This window comes from Rhizobium sp. CBN3 (assembly GCF_030518245.1).
Lineage (GTDB): Bacteria > Pseudomonadota > Alphaproteobacteria > Rhizobiales > Rhizobiaceae > Rhizobium > Rhizobium aethiopicum_A.
Genome location: NZ_JAULSE010000013.1, coordinates 14852 through 36523 on the forward strand (window position 1 = coordinate 14852; position 21672 = coordinate 36523).

The 21672-nt window shown below is 63.2% G+C and carries 20 protein-coding genes; 9 read left to right on the top strand and 11 right to left on the bottom strand.

Features of this window, described 5'->3' with window-relative positions; genetic code table 11:
• Positions 1-6: 6 nt before the first annotated feature.
• Positions 7-1359 carry an LLM class flavin-dependent oxidoreductase gene (locus tag QWJ46_RS19775; protein WP_302753106.1) on the bottom strand — a complete coding sequence of 451 codons (1353 nt, stop codon included), beginning with the start codon at positions 1357-1359 and terminating at the stop codon, positions 7-9.
• Between the two features lie 297 nt (positions 1360-1656).
• Positions 1657-2442 carry an IclR family transcriptional regulator gene (locus QWJ46_RS19780; protein ID WP_302753108.1) on the bottom strand — a complete coding sequence of 262 codons (786 nt, stop codon included), beginning with the start codon at positions 2440-2442 and terminating at the stop codon, positions 1657-1659.
• 221 nt (positions 2443-2663) lie between these two features.
• On the opposite strand from QWJ46_RS19780, the gene QWJ46_RS19785 reads away from it, so the two are divergent.
• From QWJ46_RS19785 to QWJ46_RS19820, 8 genes are read left to right on the top strand one after another with little or no spacing between them, the layout of a single operon-like run.
• Positions 2664-3734, top strand: a complete 1071-nt coding sequence (locus tag QWJ46_RS19785) for an ABC transporter substrate-binding protein (RefSeq protein WP_302753109.1) — start codon at positions 2664-2666, stop codon at positions 3732-3734.
• A gap of 22 nt (positions 3735-3756) precedes the next feature.
• Positions 3757-5271, top strand: a complete 1515-nt coding sequence (locus tag QWJ46_RS19790; protein ID WP_302753111.1) for a sugar ABC transporter ATP-binding protein — start codon at positions 3757-3759, stop codon at positions 5269-5271.
• Positions 5268-6230, top strand: coding sequence for an ABC transporter permease (locus QWJ46_RS19795; protein ID WP_302753113.1), 963 nt, complete (start codon positions 5268-5270; stop codon positions 6228-6230). Before QWJ46_RS19790 ends, QWJ46_RS19795 begins: the two co-directional genes overlap by 4 nt.
• Positions 6227-7168: an ABC transporter permease gene (locus QWJ46_RS19800; RefSeq protein ID WP_302753114.1), complete on the top strand. Its 942-nt coding sequence runs from the start codon at positions 6227-6229 to the stop codon at positions 7166-7168. The genes QWJ46_RS19795 and QWJ46_RS19800 overlap by 4 nt, the downstream gene beginning before the upstream one ends.
• Positions 7165-8121, top strand: coding sequence for an amidohydrolase (locus QWJ46_RS19805; RefSeq protein ID WP_302753116.1), 957 nt, complete (start codon positions 7165-7167; stop codon positions 8119-8121). Before QWJ46_RS19800 ends, QWJ46_RS19805 begins: the two co-directional genes overlap by 4 nt.
• Positions 8114-9424: an alanine racemase gene (locus tag QWJ46_RS19810; protein WP_302753118.1), complete on the top strand. Its 1311-nt coding sequence runs from the start codon at positions 8114-8116 to the stop codon at positions 9422-9424. Before QWJ46_RS19805 ends, QWJ46_RS19810 begins: the two co-directional genes overlap by 8 nt.
• 37 nt (positions 9425-9461) lie before the next feature.
• Positions 9462-9806, top strand: coding sequence for a RidA family protein (locus tag QWJ46_RS19815; RefSeq protein WP_064807056.1), 345 nt, complete (start codon positions 9462-9464; stop codon positions 9804-9806).
• Between the two features lie 31 nt (positions 9807-9837).
• On the top strand, positions 9838-10851 hold the full coding sequence (locus tag QWJ46_RS19820) for a succinylglutamate desuccinylase/aspartoacylase family protein (protein WP_302753123.1): 1014 nt from the start codon (positions 9838-9840) through the stop codon (positions 10849-10851).
• 26 nt (positions 10852-10877) lie between these two features.
• Here the strand turns inward: QWJ46_RS19820 and QWJ46_RS19825 are convergent, their stop codons facing one another.
• From QWJ46_RS19825 to QWJ46_RS19865, 9 genes are all read right to left on the bottom strand, one after another.
• Entirely contained in the window at positions 10878-12062 is a 1185-nt protein-coding gene (locus QWJ46_RS19825; RefSeq protein ID WP_302753124.1) for a hypothetical protein, read from the bottom strand.
• 164 nt (positions 12063-12226) lie between these two features.
• A complete protein-coding gene (locus QWJ46_RS19830) occupies positions 12227-13168 on the bottom strand; it encodes a sugar phosphate isomerase/epimerase (RefSeq protein WP_302753126.1) in 942 nt (313 codons plus the stop codon).
• A gap of 82 nt (positions 13169-13250) precedes the next feature.
• Entirely contained in the window at positions 13251-14423 is a 1173-nt protein-coding gene (locus QWJ46_RS19835) for a Gfo/Idh/MocA family protein (protein WP_302753128.1), read from the bottom strand.
• A gap of 30 nt (positions 14424-14453) precedes the next feature.
• On the bottom strand, positions 14454-15479 hold the full coding sequence (locus tag QWJ46_RS19840) for a Gfo/Idh/MocA family oxidoreductase (RefSeq protein WP_302753129.1): 1026 nt from the start codon (positions 15477-15479) through the stop codon (positions 14454-14456).
• Positions 15476-16381 carry a sugar phosphate isomerase/epimerase family protein gene (locus QWJ46_RS19845; RefSeq protein ID WP_302753131.1) on the bottom strand — a complete coding sequence of 302 codons (906 nt, stop codon included), beginning with the start codon at positions 16379-16381 and terminating at the stop codon, positions 15476-15478. The genes QWJ46_RS19840 and QWJ46_RS19845 overlap by 4 nt, the downstream gene beginning before the upstream one ends.
• A gap of 108 nt (positions 16382-16489) precedes the next feature.
• Positions 16490-17311 carry an ATP-binding cassette domain-containing protein gene (locus QWJ46_RS19850; protein ID WP_302753132.1) on the bottom strand — a complete coding sequence of 274 codons (822 nt, stop codon included), beginning with the start codon at positions 17309-17311 and terminating at the stop codon, positions 16490-16492.
• A 9-nt stretch (positions 17312-17320) separates the two neighbouring features.
• Positions 17321-18319, bottom strand: a complete 999-nt coding sequence (locus QWJ46_RS19855) for an ABC transporter permease (protein WP_302753133.1) — start codon at positions 18317-18319, stop codon at positions 17321-17323.
• A 10-nt stretch (positions 18320-18329) separates the two neighbouring features.
• On the bottom strand, positions 18330-19376 hold the full coding sequence (locus QWJ46_RS19860) for an ABC transporter permease (protein ID WP_302753135.1): 1047 nt from the start codon (positions 19374-19376) through the stop codon (positions 18330-18332).
• 104 nt (positions 19377-19480) lie between these two features.
• On the bottom strand, positions 19481-20455 hold the full coding sequence (locus QWJ46_RS19865) for a sugar ABC transporter substrate-binding protein (RefSeq protein WP_302753137.1): 975 nt from the start codon (positions 20453-20455) through the stop codon (positions 19481-19483).
• A 159-nt stretch (positions 20456-20614) separates the two neighbouring features.
• Here QWJ46_RS19865 and QWJ46_RS19870 point away from each other — a divergent pair, with 159 nt between their 5' ends.
• Positions 20615-21649: a LacI family DNA-binding transcriptional regulator gene (locus QWJ46_RS19870; RefSeq protein WP_302753138.1), complete on the top strand. Its 1035-nt coding sequence runs from the start codon at positions 20615-20617 to the stop codon at positions 21647-21649.
• Positions 21650-21672 lie beyond the last annotated feature (23 nt).

Genomic DNA, 21672 nt, shown 5'->3' on the forward strand with positions numbered 1-21672 from the left:
TTCTCCTCACTCCGCTGCCTCAAGGACGGCGCGTCCGGCAGCCCAACGGTTTGTCGGGAAAGGCAGGCCGAGATTTTCCCGGAGCGTCTTGCCTTCATAGGCAGTGCGGAACAGGCCGCGGCGCTGGAGTTCCGGAATGACGAGATCGACAAAGTCGTCGAGCGCCGTCGGCAGCCAGGGCGGCAAAATGTTGAAGCCGTCGGCCGCTTCGTTCTCGAACCATGTCTGCAGCGTATCGGCAATCTGCTCGGCCGTGCCGACGATGGTGTAGTGCCCGCGGGCGGATGCGATCCACTGATAGAGCTGGCGGATGGTGAAGTTGTTTTCGTCGGCGATCTGGCGGATGAGGGCCTGGCGGCTCTTCATGCCTTCGGTCGGCGGTGCCGGCGGAAGAGGCCCGTCGAGATCGTAACCGTGCAGGTCGAGCGTGCCGCCGGTGAGGCCGTTGAGGAGGCCGATTCCATCCTCTTCGACAATGAGCGAGGTCAGGCGATCATATTTTTCGCGTGCCTCCGCCTCGGTCCTGCCGACGAAAGCGGATACGCCGGGCATGACGAGGATATGATCGGGGTTGCGGCCGAAGCCGCGGGCGCGTGCCTTGATATCGCGGTAGAATTCCTGGGCTGTTTCGATGTGCTGATGGGCGGTGAAGATCACTTCGGCGGTTGCTGCGGCGAGCCCGCGGCCGTCTTCCGACTGGCCGGCCTGCACGATTACGGGATGCCCCTGCGGCGAGCGCGAGACGTTGAGCGGGCCGCGCACGCTGAAATGCTCGCCGCGGTGGTCGGTGTCGTGCAGCTTCGCCGGATCGAAGAAGACGCCGGTCTCCTTGTCGCGGATGAAAGCGTCATCCTCGAAGCTCTCCCAGAGTTTGCGGACGACATCGACATGCTCGGCGGCGCGGCGATATCGTTCGGCATGCGGAAGCTGGGTTTCGCGGTTGAAGTTTTGCGCCGTGAGGTCGCCTGTCGTGGTGACGACATTCCAGCCGGCGCGCCCGTTCGAGATCAGATCGAGCGAAGCGAACTTGCGGGCGGTCGTATAAGGCTCCTCATAGGTGGTCGAGGACGTCGCGATGAAGCCGAGATGGGTGGTGAGAGGCGCAAGGGCGGAGAACAAGGTGACGGGCTCGAAGCCGGCCACCCGGGCGTTGCCGCCTTCACGCGCTCCACCGAAACCGACGGCCAATCCATCGGCGAGGAAGTAGGCATCGAAGAGGCCGCGTTCCGCCGTCAGCGCGAGCTGCTTGTGAAACTCGAAACTGGTCGCGCCATCGACCGGCTGGTCGGGATGCCGCCACGATGCAACATGCTGTCCACCGCCGGGAAGAAATGCCCCAAGCCTGATTTTCCGTGTCATTTCGCATCCTCTCCGTTCATCGTCTGTCGTCGGAATATTAATTACGTACTCTATAAATTTAATAGAGAAACATCATTTCGTAGTTTCGGGAGAAGAGTGAATAGATTTGCGGGATTGGGCTGAAACTGGAAATCAACATCGAAGCGCGCACCGAGACATAGCTCGTCCTGCGGCGGCTCTTCGATGTGCGCGCGGGCAGAGCCCAGCGAGCGTGCTAAGATTTAAGGAAGCACGTGGCTCGGCGCGAGTTCCCGCGGGAAGTGTCGCCGGCGATCAATGCGCGTTCGTGTCCGGGTATCAGCCCCGTTTCGGCCGGGCCGGGGCATGCTCCAGGCCGGTGGCGGCCTTTTTCAGGCAGTCGAGGTAGCGGTCGCGGTTGGCGATGCCGTCGTCGCGCGGCGTGACCAGGCAGAGCGTTGCGGCTGCATGACCCTCCTCGCCCCGCACCGGCACGGCGAAACAATGGGTAAAGCTGTCGACAATGCTGTTGAAGGTGAAGAGACCTTCTCGCTCGGCCTGGCGGACCTCGCCGATGAAGCTTTGCGGATCGAGCCATTCGCCGTTCGGCAGACGAAAATCATGCGACGGAATGAAGTTCAGGATTTCCTGATCCGACAGATGCGCGACCAGCAAGCGCCCGGAGGCCGTCCACGGGATCGGCACCGACTGGCCGATATCGGTCGAAATGCGGAATGGCCGCGCGCCTTCGCGCATGCGCACGACCGTATATTTGTTTCCGTCCAGCATGCAGAACTGCGCCGTCTCCCGCGTTTCGTCGGCGAGCTGTTCCAGTGCCGCCTCGCATTCGCGGGTGAAATCGAAATGGTTTTCATAGGCGGCGCCGAGGAAATAGAGCTTACGGCCGAGGTAGACGCGCCCCTCGCCGCCCGTGAATTCGAGAATGCCATTGCTCAGCAGCAGGTTGACGAGTTCGTAAACCGATGAGCGCGGTGCGCCGATCTGCGCTGCGATTTCATTCGGCTTCAAAGCCTGCCGCTTCTGGCGCAGGAAATCGAGGATTTCGAAGGCGCGGTCGAGCCCTCGGGCACGCTTGCCGATTGCTTCGTCCTGAATTGCGTCCATTGCTGTCGATCCCAATTTCTGTTCGGCCAAGCTTTTCAAACCCTCTGCCGCATCTGTCAACCGATCCTGTTGTTCCCGGCCGACGAAAATTTTTTTCATCCCTCTTGCGAGGTGGAAAAATCGGCATAAGATCGCTGCGTCCGGTATTTAGATCATATGTACATTATATTGGACAAGAACAGATGGCAAGCGTTAACGCTGCCACACAAAAGGGGATCGACATGAAAAATTCTGAAAACAGCATTTCTGCCTCGGGTCGCCGGCGCCTTCTCGCTGGCGCTGCCGCTGCTGCCACCCTGCTCGTTCTTTCCACCGGCTCGGCCTCGGCTGCCGCCAATTGCATCAAGGGTGACAGGAAGGCGCCCTTCACGATCGGCTGGGCGAACATCTATTCGGTGCCGACCTGGATGAAACAGACCGAAGGCACGATCACGGCTGAAGTGGAAGAGCTGAAAAAGGCAGGCCTCGTCAAAGACCTGATGATTACGGACGCGCAGGGCAATGCCCAGACGCAGATCCAGCATATCCAGTCGATGATCGACGCCAATGTCGACGCCATCGTCGTGATCGCCGGTTCCTCCACCGCGCTCGACCGCGTCATCTCCGACGCCTGCGACAAGGGTATCGCGGTGGTGAATTTCGACAGCCTGGTCAATACCGACAAGGTGACGGCGAAGATCAACACCGATTCCAACGAATGGGGCGCGACGGCTGCCAAGTGGATGGTGAGCCAGCTCGGCGGCAAGGGCAAGATCATCGTCATGAACGGCCCGGCCGGCATTTCGGTGAGCGACGACCGCCGCAAGGGCGCCCAGCCGGTGCTCGATGCCAATCCCGGCATCCAGGTGATTACCGAAACCAACACGGAGTATAATGTCGCGCCGGCACAGGAAGCGATGACAAGCCTGCTTTTCGCCAATCCGGAAATCGACGGCGTGCTGTCGCTCGGCGGCGCCTTGTCGGCCGGTTCCGTCCTCGCCTTCGAGCGTCAGGGCCGCGATCAGGTCCCGACAACAGGCGAAAATGCCCGTCAGTTCCTCGAGCTCTGGAAAGAGAAGGGATTGAAGGGCTGGGCGACGATGCAGCCCAACTGGCTCGGGGCGCTCTCCGTCTATACCGCGGTCCAGGCGCTGCAAGGCAAGGATGTCCCGACCTTCGTCAAGGTGCCGCTGCCTGTTATCGACGACAGCTCGATCGGCAGCTATCTCGCCCGCGCCGACAAGTTCCCGGCCGACGGCTATATCTACTCGGACTATGACAAGGCGCTCTTCGACAAGCTGCTGACCAAGTAATCCGCGTCTGGGGAACGTCGTTATGACGGAAGAAAACCCGCTGCTGGAGGCCCGGCAGGTGTTCAAGGGATTTTTCGGCAATCCGGTTTTGAAGGGCGTCGACATCGCCCTTCTGCCGGGCAGGGTTCATGCCCTGCTCGGCGAAAACGGCGCCGGCAAGTCCACTCTGATCAACCTCCTCTCCGGCGCCCTCCAGCCGGACGGCGGGTCCATCCTTGTCGACGGCAAACCCGTCGGGCGTTTCAGCCCGGCGGCGGCCCGCAAAGCCGGTATCGCTGTGGTTCAGCAGGAGCTGAGCCTGACGGCCAGTCTCTCGATTGCCGAAAATATCGGGCTCGGCACCTTTCCGCGCCGCTTCGGCCTCATTGATTACCGAGCGCTTCATCGCCGGGTGCAGGAGGTCTGCGGCATGGTCGGGCTCACCGAACCGCTCGACATGCCGGTCGCCGACCTCGCGCTCGGCCGCCGCCAGATGGTGGAGATCGCCAAGGCGCTGTTCCGCAAGCCGCGCGTGTTGATCCTCGACGAGCCGACCTCGTCACTCTCCGCCCATGAAGCCGGCGTCCTCGCCCGGCTGATCGAGGCGCTCCGGGGTCGCGGCATGGCACTCCTCTATATTTCCCACCGCCTCAACGAGGTGCAGGCGCTCTGCTCGCATGTCACGGTGCTGAAGGACGGCGGGGTCACTGCGGATCAGTCGCTCTCCGGCATCGACGGCGAAGGGCTGGTGCGTCTCATGGTCGGCCGCGAGACCGGCGACCTGTTCCCGTCGCGCGGCGCCACTACACCCGGTGTCATACGCATCAGCGTCGAAGGCTTTTCCGCCGGCACGGTGCGCGACATCGCCTTCTCCGCCCGCGCCGGCGAGATCGTCGGCGTCGGCGGTCTTGTGGGTCAAGGGCAGGAGGACCTGCTGCTTGGCTTCTACGGCGCCATTCCTTCGTCAGCCGTCCGAGCGGAAGTCTCCGGCAAGTCCGGCCTGCCCGCTGACGTCGGCGAGGCGAACGCGGCTGGCATCGTCTATGTCCCGGCCGACCGCAAGCACGAGGGGCTGGTGCTGTCGCATTCGATCGCCTCCAATCTCATCCTGCCGTCGCTCGGACGGCTTGCCGCCAAGGGCTTGCGCGACCGGCGGGCGGAAACCGGCCTGGTCGCCAAGCTCGCACACCGGCTGACGATCAAGGGTGATACGGCCCGGCCGGTGCAGGCGCTTTCCGGCGGCAACCAGCAGAAGGTGGCGCTCGCCAAATGGCTGCCGCTCGATCCGTCCGTGCTGCTGCTCAACGACCCGACGCGCGGTGTCGACATCGAGACCAAGCGGGAAATCTATCTCATGCTCCGCGCCTTCGCCGCCGAGGGGCGGCTCGTCATTCTCGCCAGTTCCGATACGCCGGAACTCGTGCATCTCTGCGATCGTGTCGTGGTTCTGCGCGAGGGCCGCGTCGCGGCGGTGCTGTCGCAGGATGATATCAGTGAAGGAGCGATCGTCGGTGCGGCCATGGGCGTCACCACCACGGCACAGGGAGAGGCGGCATGAACACCAATTCTTCATCCCGGCTCTATCCCTCGATCCAGATGCGCCGCAATCGCGGCCTCTCCGGCCTCTATCTTGTGGTCGCGGCCTTTCTCATCCTCTATGCGATGCTCTTTCCGGGCATCCTTTCGATCGGTGGCTTCTCGAAGTTCACGCAGAACTGGTTCCCGCTCGCACTCGTCACCATGGCGCAGGCGCTGCTCATGCTGAACGGCGGCATCACGCTGGCGATCGGTCCGCTCGTCAGCCTCGGCGCGGTCATCGCCGCGACGACGATGGAAGGGGCGCTCGGCGTGTCGGGCGGCATTCTCGCGGTCGCCGCCGCCGGCCTTGCGGTCGGCGCCGCCACCGGCGCCATCGTCACCTATCTGAGGCTTCCCGCTATCATCGTCACGCTCGCCGGCTCCTTCATCATCAGCGGCGTCGCACTCATCCTGCTGCCGCGGCCGGGTGGCATCGTTCCCGACTGGCTGTCGACGGTGCTGGCCGGCCATACGCCCGTCGCCTTTCTGATGCTCTTGGCGATCCTGGCGCTGTGGAAGCTGTTTCTCGCCACGCCGCTCGGCCTCGGCATCTATGCGGCCGGCGACAACCCGGTCGGCGCATTCCGTTCCGGCGTGCCGGTCGAACGGGTGAAGGTCACAGCTTTCGCGCTCTCCGGTCTGCTGGCAGCGCTGACCGGCCTCTTCGTCGCCGCGCAGACCGGCTCCGGGGATCCTGTCATCGGCACGCCCTTCACGCTGAATTCGATCGCTGCCGCCGTGCTCGGCGGCGTCGGCTTCCTCGGCGGCAAGGGCACGATGCGCGGCGCGATCTGCGGCAGCCTGCTGCTCTCGGTCATGATCAACGTCATGTTCTTCCTCGGCTTCCCGCCGGTGGCGCAATACGTCGCGCAAGGCTTGATCATCGTCGGCGCGGTCGCCGTTCCGGAACTTCTTGGCGCATGGAGGGCAAGGCGATGAACATCATCAGATCAGCATTCCGCAACCCGCCGCTCCTGACCTTTCTTCTGGTGGCGCTCGTCTGGATCATCGCAAGCTTCACGCTGCGCGGCTTCGGCGCCTACGGCCATTTGCGCTACCTCCTCGAGCTCGCCGCCGTGATCGGCATCGTCGCCGCCGGGCAGACGTTGGTTATTCTGATGGGCGGCATCGACCTGTCCGTCGGCGCGGTCATCACGGTCACGGCGATCCTTCTGCCGCTGATTTCGCCAGCTTGGGATCCGACCGGCCTTGCCGGCACTACGGCAGCGCTTGCTATCGCCACCGGCATCGGCTTGATGAACGGCGCAGGTGCCACCTATCTCCGCGTCCCACCTATCATCATGACGCTTGCCATGGCGACCTTCCTGCAGGGCCTGCTCGTCATCGTCGCCGGTGGCAGCGCCGTCACCGTCAGCAATCCCGCCGTCATCCTGCTCGGGCAGGCGCGGCCGCTCGGCATTCCCTCGGGCATCATTCTGTGGCTAGCCGTCGCGGTGGTCGTCCTGCTGCTCGTCCACCGCATGCCGATCGGCGCCCGTTTCCTCGCGCTTGGAGCGAACCCGCTGGCTGCCCGGCTTTCCGGCGTCAGCGTCACTCGCAACACGCTGATCGCCCATACCCTGTCGGGCCTTTTCGCAGGGCTTGCCGGCATTCTGGTTCTCGGCATGAACCGGCAGGGTTATGTCGGCATCGGCGATCCCTATCTGCTGACCTCGATCGCTGCCGTCGTGCTCGGCGGCACCTCGATCCTCGGCGGCCGCGGCACCTATGCCGGGACCATCCCGGGAGCGATCCTGCTTGTGACGGCGACGGCGCTGATCACCGTCGTCAACGCATCGCCCGGCTGGCGGTCGATCATGTTCGGCACGCTGATCCTCGCCCTTCTGCTCGTTTCCGGCCGCGAGGCGCGCCGATGACGGGACGCTATGATGGGCCGGTGATCGACCCGCACCACCATCTCTGGGACCTCGGCCTTCAGCGTCATCCCTGGCTTCATAAAGCGCGGGTATCAGGTGAAGGGATGGTGTTCGGGAGCTTAGCGCCGATCCTGCGCGACTATGGCATCGACGATTATCGAGCCGACGCCGCGCGCCAGAACGTGGTTGCGACCGTCCATGTCGAGGCCGGCTGGTCCGCTGCCTATCCGCTGGAGGAGAGCCGCTGGCTGGATGGCCTCGACCGCGGCTCCGGTGTGGCGCACCGTTATATCGCCGGCATTGCCCTCGACCGGCCGGACGCCCTGCGCCTGCTCGAGGCGGAAGCGGAACATCCCAACGTCGTCGGCATCCGCGATATTCTGAGCTGGCATCCCGATGTGGCCAAGAGTTTTGCGTCGCGTCCGGATCGCATGAGCGATCCTGCCTGGCGAGCAGGCCTTGCCCATGCCACGCGGCTCGGGCTCGTCTTCGACCTGATGCTCTATCCCTGGCAGATGGGTGAAGCGCTCGAGCTCGCCCGGGCTTTTCCGCAAACGCTTTTCGTGCTCAATCACGGCGGAAGCCCTGCCGACAGGACACAGGAGGGCATGGCGCTCTGGCGCCGCGGCCTGCGGGCGCTCGGCAGAGAGCCCAACGTGCGGCTGAAGATTTCCGATCTCGTCGCCTACGACAATGACTGGACACTCGAAAGCCTACGGCCGGTGATCGAGCATTGCCTCGATTGTTTCGGGCCTGAACGTTCGATGTTTGCGAGCGATTTTCCGGTCGCAGGTCTGCACGCCTCTTTCGACGAGGTCTACGAGGTTTTCCGTACGGCCGCCTCACACTTCTCTCTGGACGAGCAGCGCGCTCTGTTTTTTGCCACCGCCAACGACACCTACCGTCTCGGCATCGCCGATCCGGCCGACGCCCGGAGGGGCTGCTATGTCTGACCTTCATGCTGCGTGGGAAAACGTGCTGATCGACGAGCGGGTGCGCGGCTTTCCACCGGGCCATCCGCCGCTTTCGCTCTCGGAAATCGGCAAGCAGGGATGGAAGCCCTATGACGGCAGGATGGCTCTGCCGCTGATCTCGCTCGACCGGCAGGCCTTCTCCTCCAATGTCGAACTGATGATGGCCTATGTGAAAAGCCATGGCGCCGACATCGCTCCGCATGCCAAGACGCCGATGTCGACGGTGCTGGCAGAGGCGCTTGTGACGGCGGGTGCCTGGGGCACCACGGTCGCCGATATCCGCCAGGCCGCCGTCCTGTTCAAGGCGGGACAACGCCGCCTCATCCTCGCCAACGAGATCGGCGGCGTGGCGGCCGCCCGACGGCTTGCGGCTTTGCTCGGCCAGTATCCCGATGCGGAACTCCACGTCTTCGTGGATTCGGCAGCGCTTGTCGAAGCGCTCCGATCCGCCTGGCGAGAGCGTACGGACCTGCCGCCTCTGGGCCTGCTGGTGGAGCTCGGTGCCGGCCGGGCCGGCATCCGCAGCGCCGCTGCCGCGGAGGCAGTTCTCGATGCGATCCTTACCGCGGAGACGTCGACCTTCCGGTTGAGCGGCATTGCCGCCTATGAAGGTGCTGCCGCGACCGCCGATTCACAAGAGACGATGCTTCGCATCGAGGCTCTGATGGCGATGACGGCAGATTTTCTGCCGAAGGTGCGCGCCCGCACGGGCCCTGACCGGGCGCTTCTTGTGACGGCAGGCGGCTCGGTGTTTTTCGATGCCGTGATTGCCGGGCTTTCGGCCGCGATTGCGGCCGATCCGGCCTGCCGGCTGATCCTGCGAAGCGGCGCCATCTTCTTCCACGATCACGGCGTCTACGAGCGCGGCCTTGCCGGCCTTGATGCGCGCGGCGGCTTCGGTATCGGCGGCGAGACGCTTTCGGCTGCGGCAGGGTTTCGTCCGGCGCTGCGGGTCTGGGCCGAGGTCCTGTCGCGGCCGGAGCCGCGGCTTGCGATCTCAGGCATGGGCCTGCGCGACGTGGCGATGGACCAGGGGCTGCCGCGGCCGCTGGCGCTCTATCGCGATGGGGCATGTCTCGGCGATCTCAAGGGCGCCGAGGTTTTCCGCCTCAACGATCAACACGCCTTCGTCGCCCTTGCCGAGGCGAGCGACGTCCGCGTCGGCGACGTGATCGAGTTCGGCATCTCGCATCCCTGCACCTGCCTTGACCGACACGCCATTCTCTATGGTCTCGACCCCGAGCATTCGGTGACGGCGGCCTATCTCACAAGCTTCGGCTGACCTCTCCTTCCAAAAGCAAGAAAAGGAAAACCTGCCCATGATCCAGCGTTATCAGAAAGGTTCGCGAATGAGCCAAGCCGTCAGCTATGGCGGTCTCGTCTATATTGCCGGCCAGGTCGCGGAAAATCGCAAGGCTGGGATCGAAGAGCAGACTCGCGATGTGCTCGGCAAGATCGACGCTCTTTTGAAGGAAGCCGGTACGGACCGCTCGCGTCTGATCGCCGTCAATGTTTTCCTGCCGGCAATCGTCGATTTCGAGGCGATGAACGGCGTCTATGACGGCTGGATCGACATCGAAAACCCGCCGGCGCGCGCCTGCACCGAAGCACGCCTCGCCGATCCCGATCTGCGCGTCGAGATGACCGCGGTCGCCGCGCTCTGACGGTGAAGTAACCGCCCGGACTGGAGACATCATGCACAGCGGCCTCGTCAACCCGATCGACTTCTTGCGCGAGGGCCGGCAGGCCGGCCACCTCGCCATTCCTTATTCTGTGGACCGTTCGCCCTATTATCAGATCCGCATCCCGGTCCTTCATCTCAGGAACGGCGAGGGTCCGTCTCTGCTGATGATGGCGGGCAATCATGGTGACGAGTATGAGGGTGAACTGCAGCTCGGCCGGCTGATGCGGCTGTTGGACGTTGCGGAAATCCGCGGCGCCGTCACCATCCTGCCGATGGCGAACCTGCCGGCGGTGATGGCGGCCAAGCGCTGTTCGCCCTTCGACGGCGGCAACCTCAACCGGGCCTTTCCCGGCGATCCGATGGGAACGCCGACGGCGCGGATGGCGCATTTCCTCGAACGTGGACTCTTTCCGCGCCACGACGTCCTGCTCGACCTGCATTCGGGCGGCACGTCGATGGCGCACCTGCCCTGCACGCTGATCGAGCGGCAGGCCGATGCCGTCCGCTTCGAGCGATCCGTCTCGCTGATGCGGGCGATGGGCGCGTCGCATGCCTTCATCGCCGATAACGGGTCGGCGGCGCCGACATCGATGGGGGCCGCGGCAAGGGCGGGGATCATCGGGCTTTCCGGCGAGTTCGGCGGTGGCGGAACCGTGACGCCCGCGACGATGGCCTTCACGGCGGCGGCAATCGACCGGCTGCTTTTGACACTCGGCATTGTCGAGCGCCCGGTCCTGTCGCGCGGACCACTCCCTCAGCCCGGGCCGCTGCAACTGCTTTCGCTATCCCGGCACAGCCAGGGCATCTATGCGAGCCGCAGAGGCTGGTTCGAGCCGGCTGTCGGGCTCGGCACCGCCGTTGCCGCCGGCGATTTGGCGGGATGGTATCATGATCTGGAACGCCTGGACCAGCCGGAGGAAGAGCTGCGCTTTGCCGAGAGCGGCATGGTGATTTCCCACAGGCTGCATTGCGACAGCCAGGCGGGGGACTGCCTGATCCAGGTCGCCGAACCCATCGCATCCTGAGCCGATCCCCGCGCGCGAGATCCCACTTAGCTGATTGCGTCCACCGCGGCCTTGACCCAGTCGAGGCGCTTTGCCGGAATGAGGCCGTAGTTGTAGAAATTGACGCCGTCGGCGCCGGCATCGACGGCGGCCTTGGCGCGGGCCGCCAGCACTGCAGCCTCTCCGACCTCGGGATAGAAGACGCGCAGGCCGGCTCCAAGGAACTTTTCCCGCCCGATTGCCGCTCGCCCAGCTCGGATGACATCGCCGACGGCCTCCGGCTTCATGTCGTAACAGCAAAGAATCGCGCCGTCGCAGAGCTTGCCGACGGCTGCGAGATCGACGCCGCCGAGCCAGCCGTCCTTCAGGTCGATAAGCACGATACGCGTCGCCGGATCGGCCGCGGCCTTGATCTCGCCGATCAGGCTGGTCACCGGCTCGCTGCGCCACGCAAGATAGGCATGAAGATCGGAATGACCCCGGAAGGCATCGATGCCAGCCGCCGGGAAATCCGGGAACTGCCGCTCCGGCACGGCCCGTTCGCAGAGCTCGGCGATGAAGCGCGCCACAGTTCTGCGCGCGCCTTCCACGGGCACGCCGGCCCTGGCGGCGCGCGCGATACAATGATCGCAAAAGCAGAGCGACAGCAGGAAATCGTCTTCGGCATTCAGGCCGACCCCGTCCTTCTCGTGATGATATTCATGCGCGAAGCCCATGAAGTTCGGGCTCTCGAGCTCGACCATGTCAGGCCGGTAGTTCGTCGTGATGTCCTGCACGAGAGTGACGACATAATCCCGCGCGGCTGGGCTGGAGGGGCAGAGGTTGTAATAATTGGGATTGCCGAAGGCGTTTCGTGTCACGTGATCGGGATGCAGCATGCCGAGACGGGTATTGTGCAGACAGACCGTCCAGCAGGAGACCTTGAGACCCGTTGTCTCGCGCTTGCTGACGAGCGCTTCCAGCATATCGCCGCGCTCGGTCACGTTGCCCGCCATCAGCGGCCGAATCAGCTTGTCCTGCCACAGGCTTTCATCCGGCCGGAAATAGACCGTTCCGTCCTCGGGGAAGTAGGCCTTCTGCTGGGGGCTGCGCGGCTGGAGGAAGCGGCCGGCATGATAGGAAGTCGCCAGGCTGACCGTCGTGACGCCTGCCCGGCCGGTAAGCTCGGCAGCGAAGAGGTCGAGCCCCTGGTCCTGGATATCCCAGGGATAAGTCCACATGGAAAGATGCATGGCGCGCTCCCGTCGAATCTGTCCACTTTATAGAACATGTGTCCATAATAGTGTCCAGATCGATCTTTGAGCGCCACCACGTGCAGGCGCGCCCGCCGCTAAGGGGATCCGAGCCGGGACCGCCCATGCCGCTTCGATTGGTCATCGTCGCCCGCGCCGCGTCATCATCGGCTGATCGTGGCCTGCAGGGCATCGATCGAGGATCGGATACCGGCTTCGGCCGACATGGTGAAGTCTTCCATCTCAAGGCTGACCCAGCCGTTGTAGCCGACCATGCGCACGACGGAGAAGAACTCCTTCCACCACTGCAGATCATGGCCGGCGCCGACGGCGACATAATTCCAGCTGCGGTTGGCGACGTCGGTGACGTCCTTGAGTTCGAGCAGACCATTGACGTCGGCGAGACCGCGCTCGATGCGCGTGTCCTTGCCGTGGCAATGATGGATGGCGCTGCCCAGAGCGCGGGCCGAAGCAATCGGATCGGCGCCCTTCCAGAACAGATGGCTGGGATCGAGGTTCATGCCGACGGAGGAGCCGACCTCGTTGCGCAGGCGGAACAGGGTCTCCGGGTTCCAGACCAGCATGGCCGAGAAGTTTTCGAGCGCATATCTTTCGACGCCGACTTCCCTGGCGAGCTTCACCAGGTCGTGCCAGAGCGGGAAGGCACGGTCTTCCCACTGGTAGCGGTCGCGCTCGGGCATCTCTTCGGGCCAGCTCTTGGTGTAGACGAGCCAGTTCGGCACGGTGTCGCCGGGGGCGGCTTCGGGCAGCCCGGACATCGTCACGATCGTCTTGACGCCGATTTCGCCGGCGAGGCGGATCGTCTGCTCCATCTCCTTGCGGTGACGCTTGCCCATCTCGCCCGGATCGAGCGGATTGGCCGAGCAATTGAGGGCGGCAATCTCCAGGCCGCGGGCTTCGATTTCCCTAAGCTTGCTTTTCAGCAGACCCTTGTCGGCCAGCAACGCGTCGGCGCGGAAATGCGGCGCGCGCGACCAGCCGCCGCCGGTCATCTCGATGCCTTCGACGCCGAGTTTGACGCATTTGTCGAGCATGTCAGTGAAAGAAAGGTCGCCCATAACATCGGTGCAAATGGAAAGTTTCATCTCGTTATCTTTCTAAAAGAGAGGATTGGGGGACGCGCCTCGGGAGGAGGATGGAGGAGATCCGGCGCGCCCCCCTGCTCGGTCACTCGAAGGCGACCCAGGCAGCGCCCGCATCTGCCGAGCGGACGCAGTTTTCCAGCCAGCGCACGCCTTCGGTCCCGGCCCTAATGCCGGGATAATGATGACCCTTGAGGAAGGCCACGTCGCCGCGTCGCTTGGCGTCGATCGCCTGGGCGATCCAGAGGTAGATGTTCGCCCAGCTGTCGCCGAGGCCCTCGGTGTGCAGCCCGCCCATGCGGTCGGCCGCCAGGCTTTCTTCTTCGAGGTAGGGCATGCCGTGGTGCAGGGTGCGGTTCGGTTCACCCTGCACTTCGTAGATCAACTGATCCGGATGGGAATCGGACCATTCGACGGAGGCCTTGGAGCCGACGAAACGGTAGCGCTGCGATCCCATGTTGCCGGCGTCCACTGAGGAAACCCAAAGACGGCCGCGGGCGCCGTTGTCGTAATGCATGAGAACGGTCGCATGGTCTTCGAGCGGCGCGCGGGTCGGAATGAAGGCCTTGCGGTCGCAGAGCAGCCTTTCGATCTTCAGATGCGGCAGCACCACTTCGGAGAGATAGTAGAGATGGGTGCCGATATCGCCGAGAACGAAAGTCGGGCCGGCCGTCTTCGGATTGGTGCGCCATTTCACGGCTTCACCTGCGCCGACATCGTCGCCCGAATTGAAGCCGTGGGTATATTGCATGTCGACGATCCTGATATCGCCGAGCATGCCCTTCCTGACCATCGCCGCCATCTGGTGAACCAGCGGATGGCCGGTGAAACCATAGGTGACGCCGACGATCAGGCCCTTCTCTTCTGCGAGCCTGGCAACCTCGTCGCATTCGGCAACTGTGAAGAACAGCGGCTTTTCGCAGATCACATGCAGCCCGGCTTCCAGGCATGCCTTGGTGATCTCGTAATGGGTGAAGTTCGGCGTGGCGATCGAGACGACTTCGACGCCGTCCTCGCGCCCGGCCTCCCCGGCGATCAGCTCCTTATAGTCGCCGTAGCATCGGTCGGCGGCGACGCCGATCTTCGTGCCGAAATCGCGCCCGCGCTCGGCGTCGAGGTCGAAGGCTCCGCAGACAAGCCGATAGGTGCCGTCCCGCTGGGCGCCGGTTCTATGCTTGTAGCCGACCTGCCCGGTGCGGCCGCCGCCGACCATGCCCCAGCGCAAGGGGCGTTCGATCAATCTTTCTCCGTTGATCATCCGATCATCGCTCCTGAAATACCTGCCGGATCACTCCGCCGCCATGGCGGTCGGACGTCCGTAGAGATTGGGTTTCGCTATCATGTTGACTGGTTCGAAGCCGCCGCTGACTACGGCCCGTAGGGCGGCGTCGGCCACGAGCGTCGCCGCATATCCGTCCCAGGTGGAAGGGCCGGAGGCCGTGCCATTCGAGGCGGCGACGATCCATTCGCGGAATTCCTGGTCATAAGCGTCGATAAAGCGCTCGCGCCAGTCCTCGGGGATCGCCTGACGAATACCCTTCGAATCCGAAATCACGGTCGCCGGGCGGTTCGGAAGCGCGGCGACACCCGCCTCGCAGCTGACCTCGCCGCGGATGTCGTAGCCATAGGCGATGTTCACCGAAATCTCGACATCGACGAGCGCGCCGGAGGCCATATGCAGGAGCACGAAAACTGGGCCGCGCAACGGGCCGCCGCGCGAGGAACGGCGCGGCGCGCGCACCTCTACCCCAATGACCTCGTCGGACAGGAGCCAGCGGGAAATATCGGCGTCATGCACCAGCGTGTCGTTCAGCGGCATCTCCGAGGTGTAGAGCCCCTCGGGAACTGAGGCATTGCGATGCACGGAATGGAACATCAGCGGTGCGCCGAGTTTGCCTCCGTCGATGACCGCTTTCAACCGGCGATAATCGGCATCGAAGCGGCGCATGAAGCCCACCTGTATAAGCCGCCGGCCGACGGCGACTTCGGCCTCCATCACGCGAAGCGCGGCGGCCTCGGATGTCACCAGAGGTTTTTCGCAGAAGACCGGCTTGCCGGAGGCAATGCAGGCGAGCAACTGCTCCTCATGCGCCGGCCCCCACGAGCAGATGATCACGGCCTCGACCTTTTCCGAAGAGATCAGCGCCGAAGGGGTGGCGAATACCTCCGCCCCTGCGGGGGCGGCAGCGACGGCGCGGGCCTGATCGATATCGGTCACGCCGACGACTTCAACGCCGGAAACGACATTCGTCAGGCGACGGATATGATCTTGACCGATCATACCCGTACCGATGACTCCAACCTGGAGGCTCATTTCGCCCCCCAATATTTGTCGAAGTAACGCTGCATTTCCGAGCGCATGAAGGTGCCGCTGTGGTCTGCCTTGTCCTCCCAGGCGAAGACGCAGGCGGTCATGATGCCGTCGAAGCCGATCTCGGCGAGCGTGCCGAAGAATTCGTCCCAGGGAACCTCGCCCTGGCCGATATTGAGGTGCTGGTGCACCCGGGCATTGGTGCCGGGCGGGTTGAGGATATATCTGAGGCCCGACGAAGCCTTGTGGTTGAAGGTGTCGCCGACATGGACATGCGCCAGCACGTCCTTCGCCTCGCGCAGCATCGCCTTGGTGTCGTCGCCGAAATAGAAGGTGTGCGGGGCGCAATAGAGGAACTTGACGCTCTTCGAATTGACCGTGCGGATGATGTCGAGCGCCGGCTGCAGCGTCTCGCACCAGTCCTCCGGGTGCGGCTCGACATTGAGCTGAATGCCCTCGCGCTCGAAGACCGGCACCAGCTCTTCCATCGAGCGCCACCAGGCGTCCTCGCAGGCCTCGATCATCGAGCCGGTATGGCAGCAATAGCAAGATCCCTTGTCCGGATGCGGGCCGCGGCCGAACTCCGAATTCATCGTGTCGACCTCCAGCTCGACCGCGATTTCGATCGCCCGCTTCCAGTGCTTCACCGCCGCCTTGCGCTCGGTCTCATCGTTGGAGGCCCATCGGTACATCGGCAGCAGCGAGGCGATCCCGACATCCGCCTCCTTCAGCGAGCGCTTCAATGTTTTGATCCGCTCGGGAAAGACGCGCGGCGCCTTGAACCATTCGAGGAAATCGCCGCGTGGGGATAGCTCGATCCAGTCGTAGCCGAGTTCCTTCACCTTTCCGGGCAGCTCCTCGAGCGAGAGATGCCGATGCATGAACGGGTCGATTGCGATCTTCATTTTGACCTCCAGATTGCGGACATGATTTTCCCTTCTCCGGCCGCCGTCTTTCTGGCCCGCCGGAAGCTGTGCGTTATTGCGCTGTCTCTTGTGTGGTGCCGTCAGCCGTTAGCGTGCCGGCGGCGGCTGCCCTTCGTGGCTGGCCACGTAGGTGTCGATCTGCGCTTCGAGGCCGGCCATGGTTTCGCCGCCGGCCATCAGGTCGGTAATCTCCTCGCGGCTCTTCTCGCCCCTGCGGAAATCGGCGGCGATGGCCCCGCGGATGAGCACGGCGAAATGATCGCCGACCGCCACCGCATGCATGACCTGATGGGTGATGAAAATCACGGCCAGGCCCCGCCGCTTCGCCTCGTTGACGATCCGCAGCACGTGTGCCGCCTGCTTGACGCCGAGCGCGGCCGTGGGTTCGTCGAGGATCAGCACACGCGCCCCGAAATGCACGGCCCGCGCAATCGCCAGCGACTGGCGTTCGCCGCCCGAAAGCCCGCCGACGAGACGGTCGCCATCATCGATCCGGGTGATGCCGAAGTCCTGCACGGCCTTGACCGCAATCTCATTGGCCTTCCTGCGGTCATAGACCTTGAACGGCCCCCAGCCCTTGGTCGGCTCGACGCCGACGAAGAAGGAGCGGCCGATCGACATCAGCGGAAACGTGCCGCCGAACTGATGCACCGTCGAGATGCCCTTTTCCTGTGCCTCGCGCGGTCCGCTGAATTCGACCGGCGCACCGTCCATCAGGATGGTGCCGCGCGTCGGTTTGTGGACCCCGGCAAGCGTCTTGATCAGCGTCGATTTGCCGGCGCCGTTGTCGCCGAGCAGGCAGAGCACTTCGCCCGCCCGGACCTTGAGCGAGATGTCGTGCAGCACGTCGATCGGGCCGAAGCTCTTGTCGACATTTCGAAGTTCAAGAATTGGAATATTGTCGGACATGGTTGAAGCTCACTTGTTTTTCTTCGACACGAAGCTCAACGCCATCTGCCGGAACGTGTCGTTCATCAGAACGGCGGCCATCAGCATCACGCCGATGAACAGGTTGGACCAGTTGCGGTCGATGTCGGTGAAGTAAATGCCCTGGTTGACGACGGCGAAGGTCAGTGCACCGAGAAAGATCCCGGCCACGGAGCCGAAGCCGCCGGTAAGCAGCACGCCGCCCACCACGATCGAGACGATCGTATTGAAGATGTAGTTCATGCCGCCCGAGACCTGCGCGGAATTGAAGAGGATGGCGCCGCACATTCCGACGAAAGAGGCGGCCGTGCTCGACAGAACGAAAAGAGCGATTCTCAGGCGGTCTGTCGGGATGCCGGCGTTGCGCGCGCTGACCTCGTCTCCTCCCATCGCGAAGATCCAGTTGCCGTAGCGTGTTGCGTGCAGAACGAAGCCAAAGACTACGGTCAGCGCGACCCACCACAGAATGATCACCTGGAATTTGCCCTGAATGAGATCGCCGAACAGGGTCTTGGCCCAGGCCGGTGCATTGAGCGGAACCGAAGCGGCTCCGGTCAGAATGACCGATCCTGCAAGGACGAGACCCTGCACCGCGACCAGCGTGCCCAGCGTGATGATCAGCGAGGGCACGCTGGTGCGCACCGCCAGGAAACCATTAAGCAGTCCCACGACAACACCGATGGCGAGCGCACCGAGCATGCCGACGACGATCGGCAATTCGTAATAGCCCGAGAGAATGGCGATCGTCATCGAGCCCGCCGGGATCATCGCGCCGATCGAGATATCGAGTTCGCCTGATATCATGAGGAGGCCGACGGGCAAGGCGACGATGCCGAGATTAGCCGCGAAATTGATCCAGCTTGCCGCGCCGAAGAGCGCGCCGAGGCTCACTCCGCCGAAGGCGACATAGAAGGCGATCACCGCGACGAAGCTCAACATGGCGCCGAATTCCGGACGGCGCACAAACAATCCAATGGAAAAGCCGTTCATCTCCCTGCCCTCACTTCTTCTTTTTCGCCGCGTAGGACATCGCCATCAGCCGGAACTTGTCATTCATCATCACGGCGAGCAGCAGGAGCGCCCCGATGATGACGCTGCCGAGGTTCGGGTCAATGCCGGTGAAATAGATGCCCTGATTGACGATCGCGAAAGTCAGCGTGCCGAAGACGATGCCGACCACCGATCCGGCGCCTCCAGTCAGAAGAACGCCGCCGATCACCACGCACATGATCGAATTGAAGATGAAGGATTGCCCGCCGAGCACCTGCGCACTTTGATAGACAAGCACCTGGCTGACGCCGACGAAGGCGGCGGAAAAGCCCGACATCATGTAAAGCGCGATGGTCAACCTTTGCGTCGGAATGCCGGCGTTACGGGCCGAGACCTTGTCGCCACCGAGAGCGAAGATCCAGTTGCCGACGGGCGAGATGTGCAGCAGCCAGAAAAACGCCGCCACGAACAGGACCCACCAGAAGACCGTCACCTGGAACATGCCGCCGATGAAATCGCCAAGGATCGCCTTGACGGTCGGGCTCGGCACGAGCGATACGCCGGTGCTGCCGGCAATGAGCACGGTGAAGCCCAGCGTCAATCCCATGACGCCGAACATGGAACCGATGGTGATGATCAAAGACGGCACGCGGGTGCGATTGACCAGATAGCCATTGAAGAGCCCGACGATCAGCCCGACGCCTAGGCCGGCGGAAATTCCCACGATCTCGGGGAGGCCGTAGTGGCCTGATATGATCGCCACCGTCAGCGATGATGCCGGGATCACCGCGCCGATCGACAGGTCCATTTCACCTGCGATCATCAGGAGCCCGATCGGCAGCGCGACGATACCGATCTCGGCGGCGACGTTAAGCCAGCTTGCATAGCCTGCAGCGGACAGGAAAACCTTGCCGCCCAGCAGGGCGAAGAAGACGAACACCGCAATCAAGCCCAGCAACGAGCCGGCTTCAGGGCGCCGGGAAAGCTGACCGATGGTCGCCTTGGCATGGCCGCTCGAAGGAACCGAAGAGGCGAGGACATCGTTTCTCGCGTTCATTTGACACCACCATAAAGCCGCGCGACCGATACGGCCGGCGCTTTTGAAAGAATGGAAGCCGCTTGCGTGAGGGGCAGGCAGCTTCCGACGTTCGGCCGATCCCCTTACCGGGCGCCGGCCTTCACACCTGCCAGGGTGGCGTCGACGTTGGAGGCGTCGATGACGCCGGGCCCGGTCAGGATCTCACGCGTCGGTACGGTGAGGCCGTAGTTGACGTTGCCGTTCAGGATCGAGACTGCGAGGTAGCCCTGCAGGTAACCCTGCTGGTCGATCGCGCAAAGTTGGCTGCCGCTCTTGATATTGTTCAGAACGGTCTCATCCATATTCATGCCGCAGACCTTCACCTGCCCCTGCTTGCCGGCCTGCGTCACACCGTTGACCGCCGAATTCGTGTCGACGTTGCCGATCGCGAAGACGGCCTTGATCTCGGGATGCTGCAGAAGATGTGCCTTGAGGGCCTGCGCCACGGCGGTTGCCGAACCGAACGAGGTCGCCGGCAGCGGCAGCGCCGAACCGGTGCCGCCACCTTCGGTCACACCATCGGTCATGCCTTTGCAGAAGGCTTCGATGTTTGCCGCACCGGGCAGCGTATTGAGGCAGACGGCGTTCTTGAGATCATGCTTGGCGAAGTAGGTGCCCGCTGCCTTGCCGGATAGATAGTCGTTGGAGCCGACATAGTTCATCGCGCCAAGACGGTCGGCGGCTTCGATTCCGCCGGCATTATAGATAACCAGCGGAATTTTCTTGTCGACGACCGCTTTGAAGGCGGGATCCATGGCTTCCGGCACCCAGTCTGGACCGACGATCGCATCGGCGCCCTGGTCGATCGCCTGACGGATCAGCTCGGCCGCATCGACGCCAAGATTGTCGTAGTTCTGGGGGCCGAGCCAGACGACCTTGCCGCCCTGCGCTTCGGCGACCTTGCCGGCATCCTCGGCGCCTCGCTTGACGATCGACCAGAAGGGATCGTCCGGCTTTCCGCCCACGACGAAGATGTTGGCGGCCATAACGGCCGTGGCGGTGCAGATCATAACGGCGGCAGCCGACACGGTTGCCGCGAGGCGGCGAAATTTAGTCATCTCAATCTCCTCCCATGGTCCGCCTCCCTGGCGTGACCGTGAAGAGAAACATATCACCGCTTGAAATTCTCGAAATGTGAAATCATACTAAACATGCATAAAGTATCACAGAGTATCAATCACAATGATACGAACGTTCCGACGATGGAGAGAATAATCATGCGGCGGCCGACCATCTCCGACCTTGCCAAGGAGGCCGATGTCTCCATTGCGACCGTCAATCGGATTCTGGCCGGCACCGCTTCCGTCAAAGGCACGACGGTGCAGCGCGTCCAAGCTGCGGCCGAACGGATCGGCTTTTACGGGGCCGGCGCAATCGAGGACCGGTTGCGCAAGTCGGTGCCGAAATACCGGCTCGGCTTTCTGCTGCAGCAATCCAGCCGCGAGCTCTACCAGTTGTTCGGCAAGAAGATCGTCGAGGCGTGCCGCGCCAGGCGTGACGAAATCATCGATCCCGTGGTCGATTTCGTGGATCTGTTGACGCCGGAAAATATTGCCGGTCGGCTCAAGGCACTCGGGGCAAATTGTGACGCCGTCGCCGTGGTCGCCGCCGATCACCCGGTCATCGCCCAGGCCATTCGCGAGCTACATGAGAAGGGCAAGCCTGTTATCGCCTATATTACCGACCAATCCGCCCGGGAACGCGCCGCCTATGTCGGAGCCGACAATTGGAAAATGGGCCGGACGGCGGCATGGCTGATCTCCAACATGACCCACGGACCGGGGCGCATTGCCGTCTTCATTGGCAACCACCGTTACCAATGTCAGGACGTCTCCGATGCGAGCTTCCGCTCTTATGTGCGCGAACATGCGCCACATCTGACCATCGAGGACAGCCGCCCCACGCATGAGGAGCCGAACGAGGCCTACCGGATGGTCAAGGAACTGCTGGCGACGACGGACGACCTTACCGGCATCCTGATCGTCGGCGGCGGCATTTCAGGAGTGTTGCGGGCTCTGAGAGAAGTTCCTCAGGAACGGCGCCGAACCATCCGTCTCGTCTGCCGGGACATTGGCCCGGAGACGCGAAAAGGTCTATCAGAAGGGATGATTACCGCGGCGCTCTGTCATCCGCTGGAACAGACCTCCGCGATTCTGGTTGAGACAATGATCGAGACGATCGTCCAGGGTGGGTCGGGCAGTACGATCCAGCGGACCATCACCTTCGAAATCGTGACGCCTGAGAATATCTGAGCCCGCGACCGGAGAGTCGGCGC

Coding starts and splice junctions, on each gene's coding strand:
- QWJ46_RS19865 (WP_302753137.1), bottom strand. CDS start 20,455: ATGACTAAATTTCGCCGCCTCGCGGCAACCGTGTCGGCTGCCGCCGTT.
- QWJ46_RS19790 (WP_302753111.1), top strand. CDS start 3,757: ATGACGGAAGAAAACCCGCTGCTGGAGGCCCGGCAGGTGTTCAAGGGA.
- QWJ46_RS19830 (WP_302753126.1), bottom strand. CDS start 13,168: ATGAAACTTTCCATTTGCACCGATGTTATGGGCGACCTTTCTTTCACT.
- QWJ46_RS19835 (WP_302753128.1), bottom strand. CDS start 14,423: ATGATCAACGGAGAAAGATTGATCGAACGCCCCTTGCGCTGGGGCATG.
- QWJ46_RS19840 (WP_302753129.1), bottom strand. CDS start 15,479: ATGAGCCTCCAGGTTGGAGTCATCGGTACGGGTATGATCGGTCAAGAT.
- QWJ46_RS19820 (WP_302753123.1), top strand. CDS start 9,838: ATGCACAGCGGCCTCGTCAACCCGATCGACTTCTTGCGCGAGGGCCGG.
- QWJ46_RS19800 (WP_302753114.1), top strand. CDS start 6,227: ATGAACATCATCAGATCAGCATTCCGCAACCCGCCGCTCCTGACCTTT.
- QWJ46_RS19795 (WP_302753113.1), top strand. CDS start 5,268: ATGAACACCAATTCTTCATCCCGGCTCTATCCCTCGATCCAGATGCGC.
- QWJ46_RS19815 (WP_064807056.1), top strand. CDS start 9,462: ATGATCCAGCGTTATCAGAAAGGTTCGCGAATGAGCCAAGCCGTCAGC.
- QWJ46_RS19810 (WP_302753118.1), top strand. CDS start 8,114: ATGTCTGACCTTCATGCTGCGTGGGAAAACGTGCTGATCGACGAGCGG.
- QWJ46_RS19860 (WP_302753135.1), bottom strand. CDS start 19,376: ATGAACGCGAGAAACGATGTCCTCGCCTCTTCGGTTCCTTCGAGCGGC.
- QWJ46_RS19845 (WP_302753131.1), bottom strand. CDS start 16,381: ATGAAGATCGCAATCGACCCGTTCATGCATCGGCATCTCTCGCTCGAG.
- QWJ46_RS19825 (WP_302753124.1), bottom strand. CDS start 12,062: ATGCATCTTTCCATGTGGACTTATCCCTGGGATATCCAGGACCAGGGG.
- QWJ46_RS19870 (WP_302753138.1), top strand. CDS start 20,615: ATGCGGCGGCCGACCATCTCCGACCTTGCCAAGGAGGCCGATGTCTCC.
- QWJ46_RS19855 (WP_302753133.1), bottom strand. CDS start 18,319: ATGAACGGCTTTTCCATTGGATTGTTTGTGCGCCGTCCGGAATTCGGC.
- QWJ46_RS19785 (WP_302753109.1), top strand. CDS start 2,664: ATGAAAAATTCTGAAAACAGCATTTCTGCCTCGGGTCGCCGGCGCCTT.
- QWJ46_RS19775 (WP_302753106.1), bottom strand. CDS start 1,359: ATGACACGGAAAATCAGGCTTGGGGCATTTCTTCCCGGCGGTGGACAG.
- QWJ46_RS19805 (WP_302753116.1), top strand. CDS start 7,165: ATGACGGGACGCTATGATGGGCCGGTGATCGACCCGCACCACCATCTC.
- QWJ46_RS19850 (WP_302753132.1), bottom strand. CDS start 17,311: ATGTCCGACAATATTCCAATTCTTGAACTTCGAAATGTCGACAAGAGC.
- QWJ46_RS19780 (WP_302753108.1), bottom strand. CDS start 2,442: ATGGACGCAATTCAGGACGAAGCAATCGGCAAGCGTGCCCGAGGGCTC.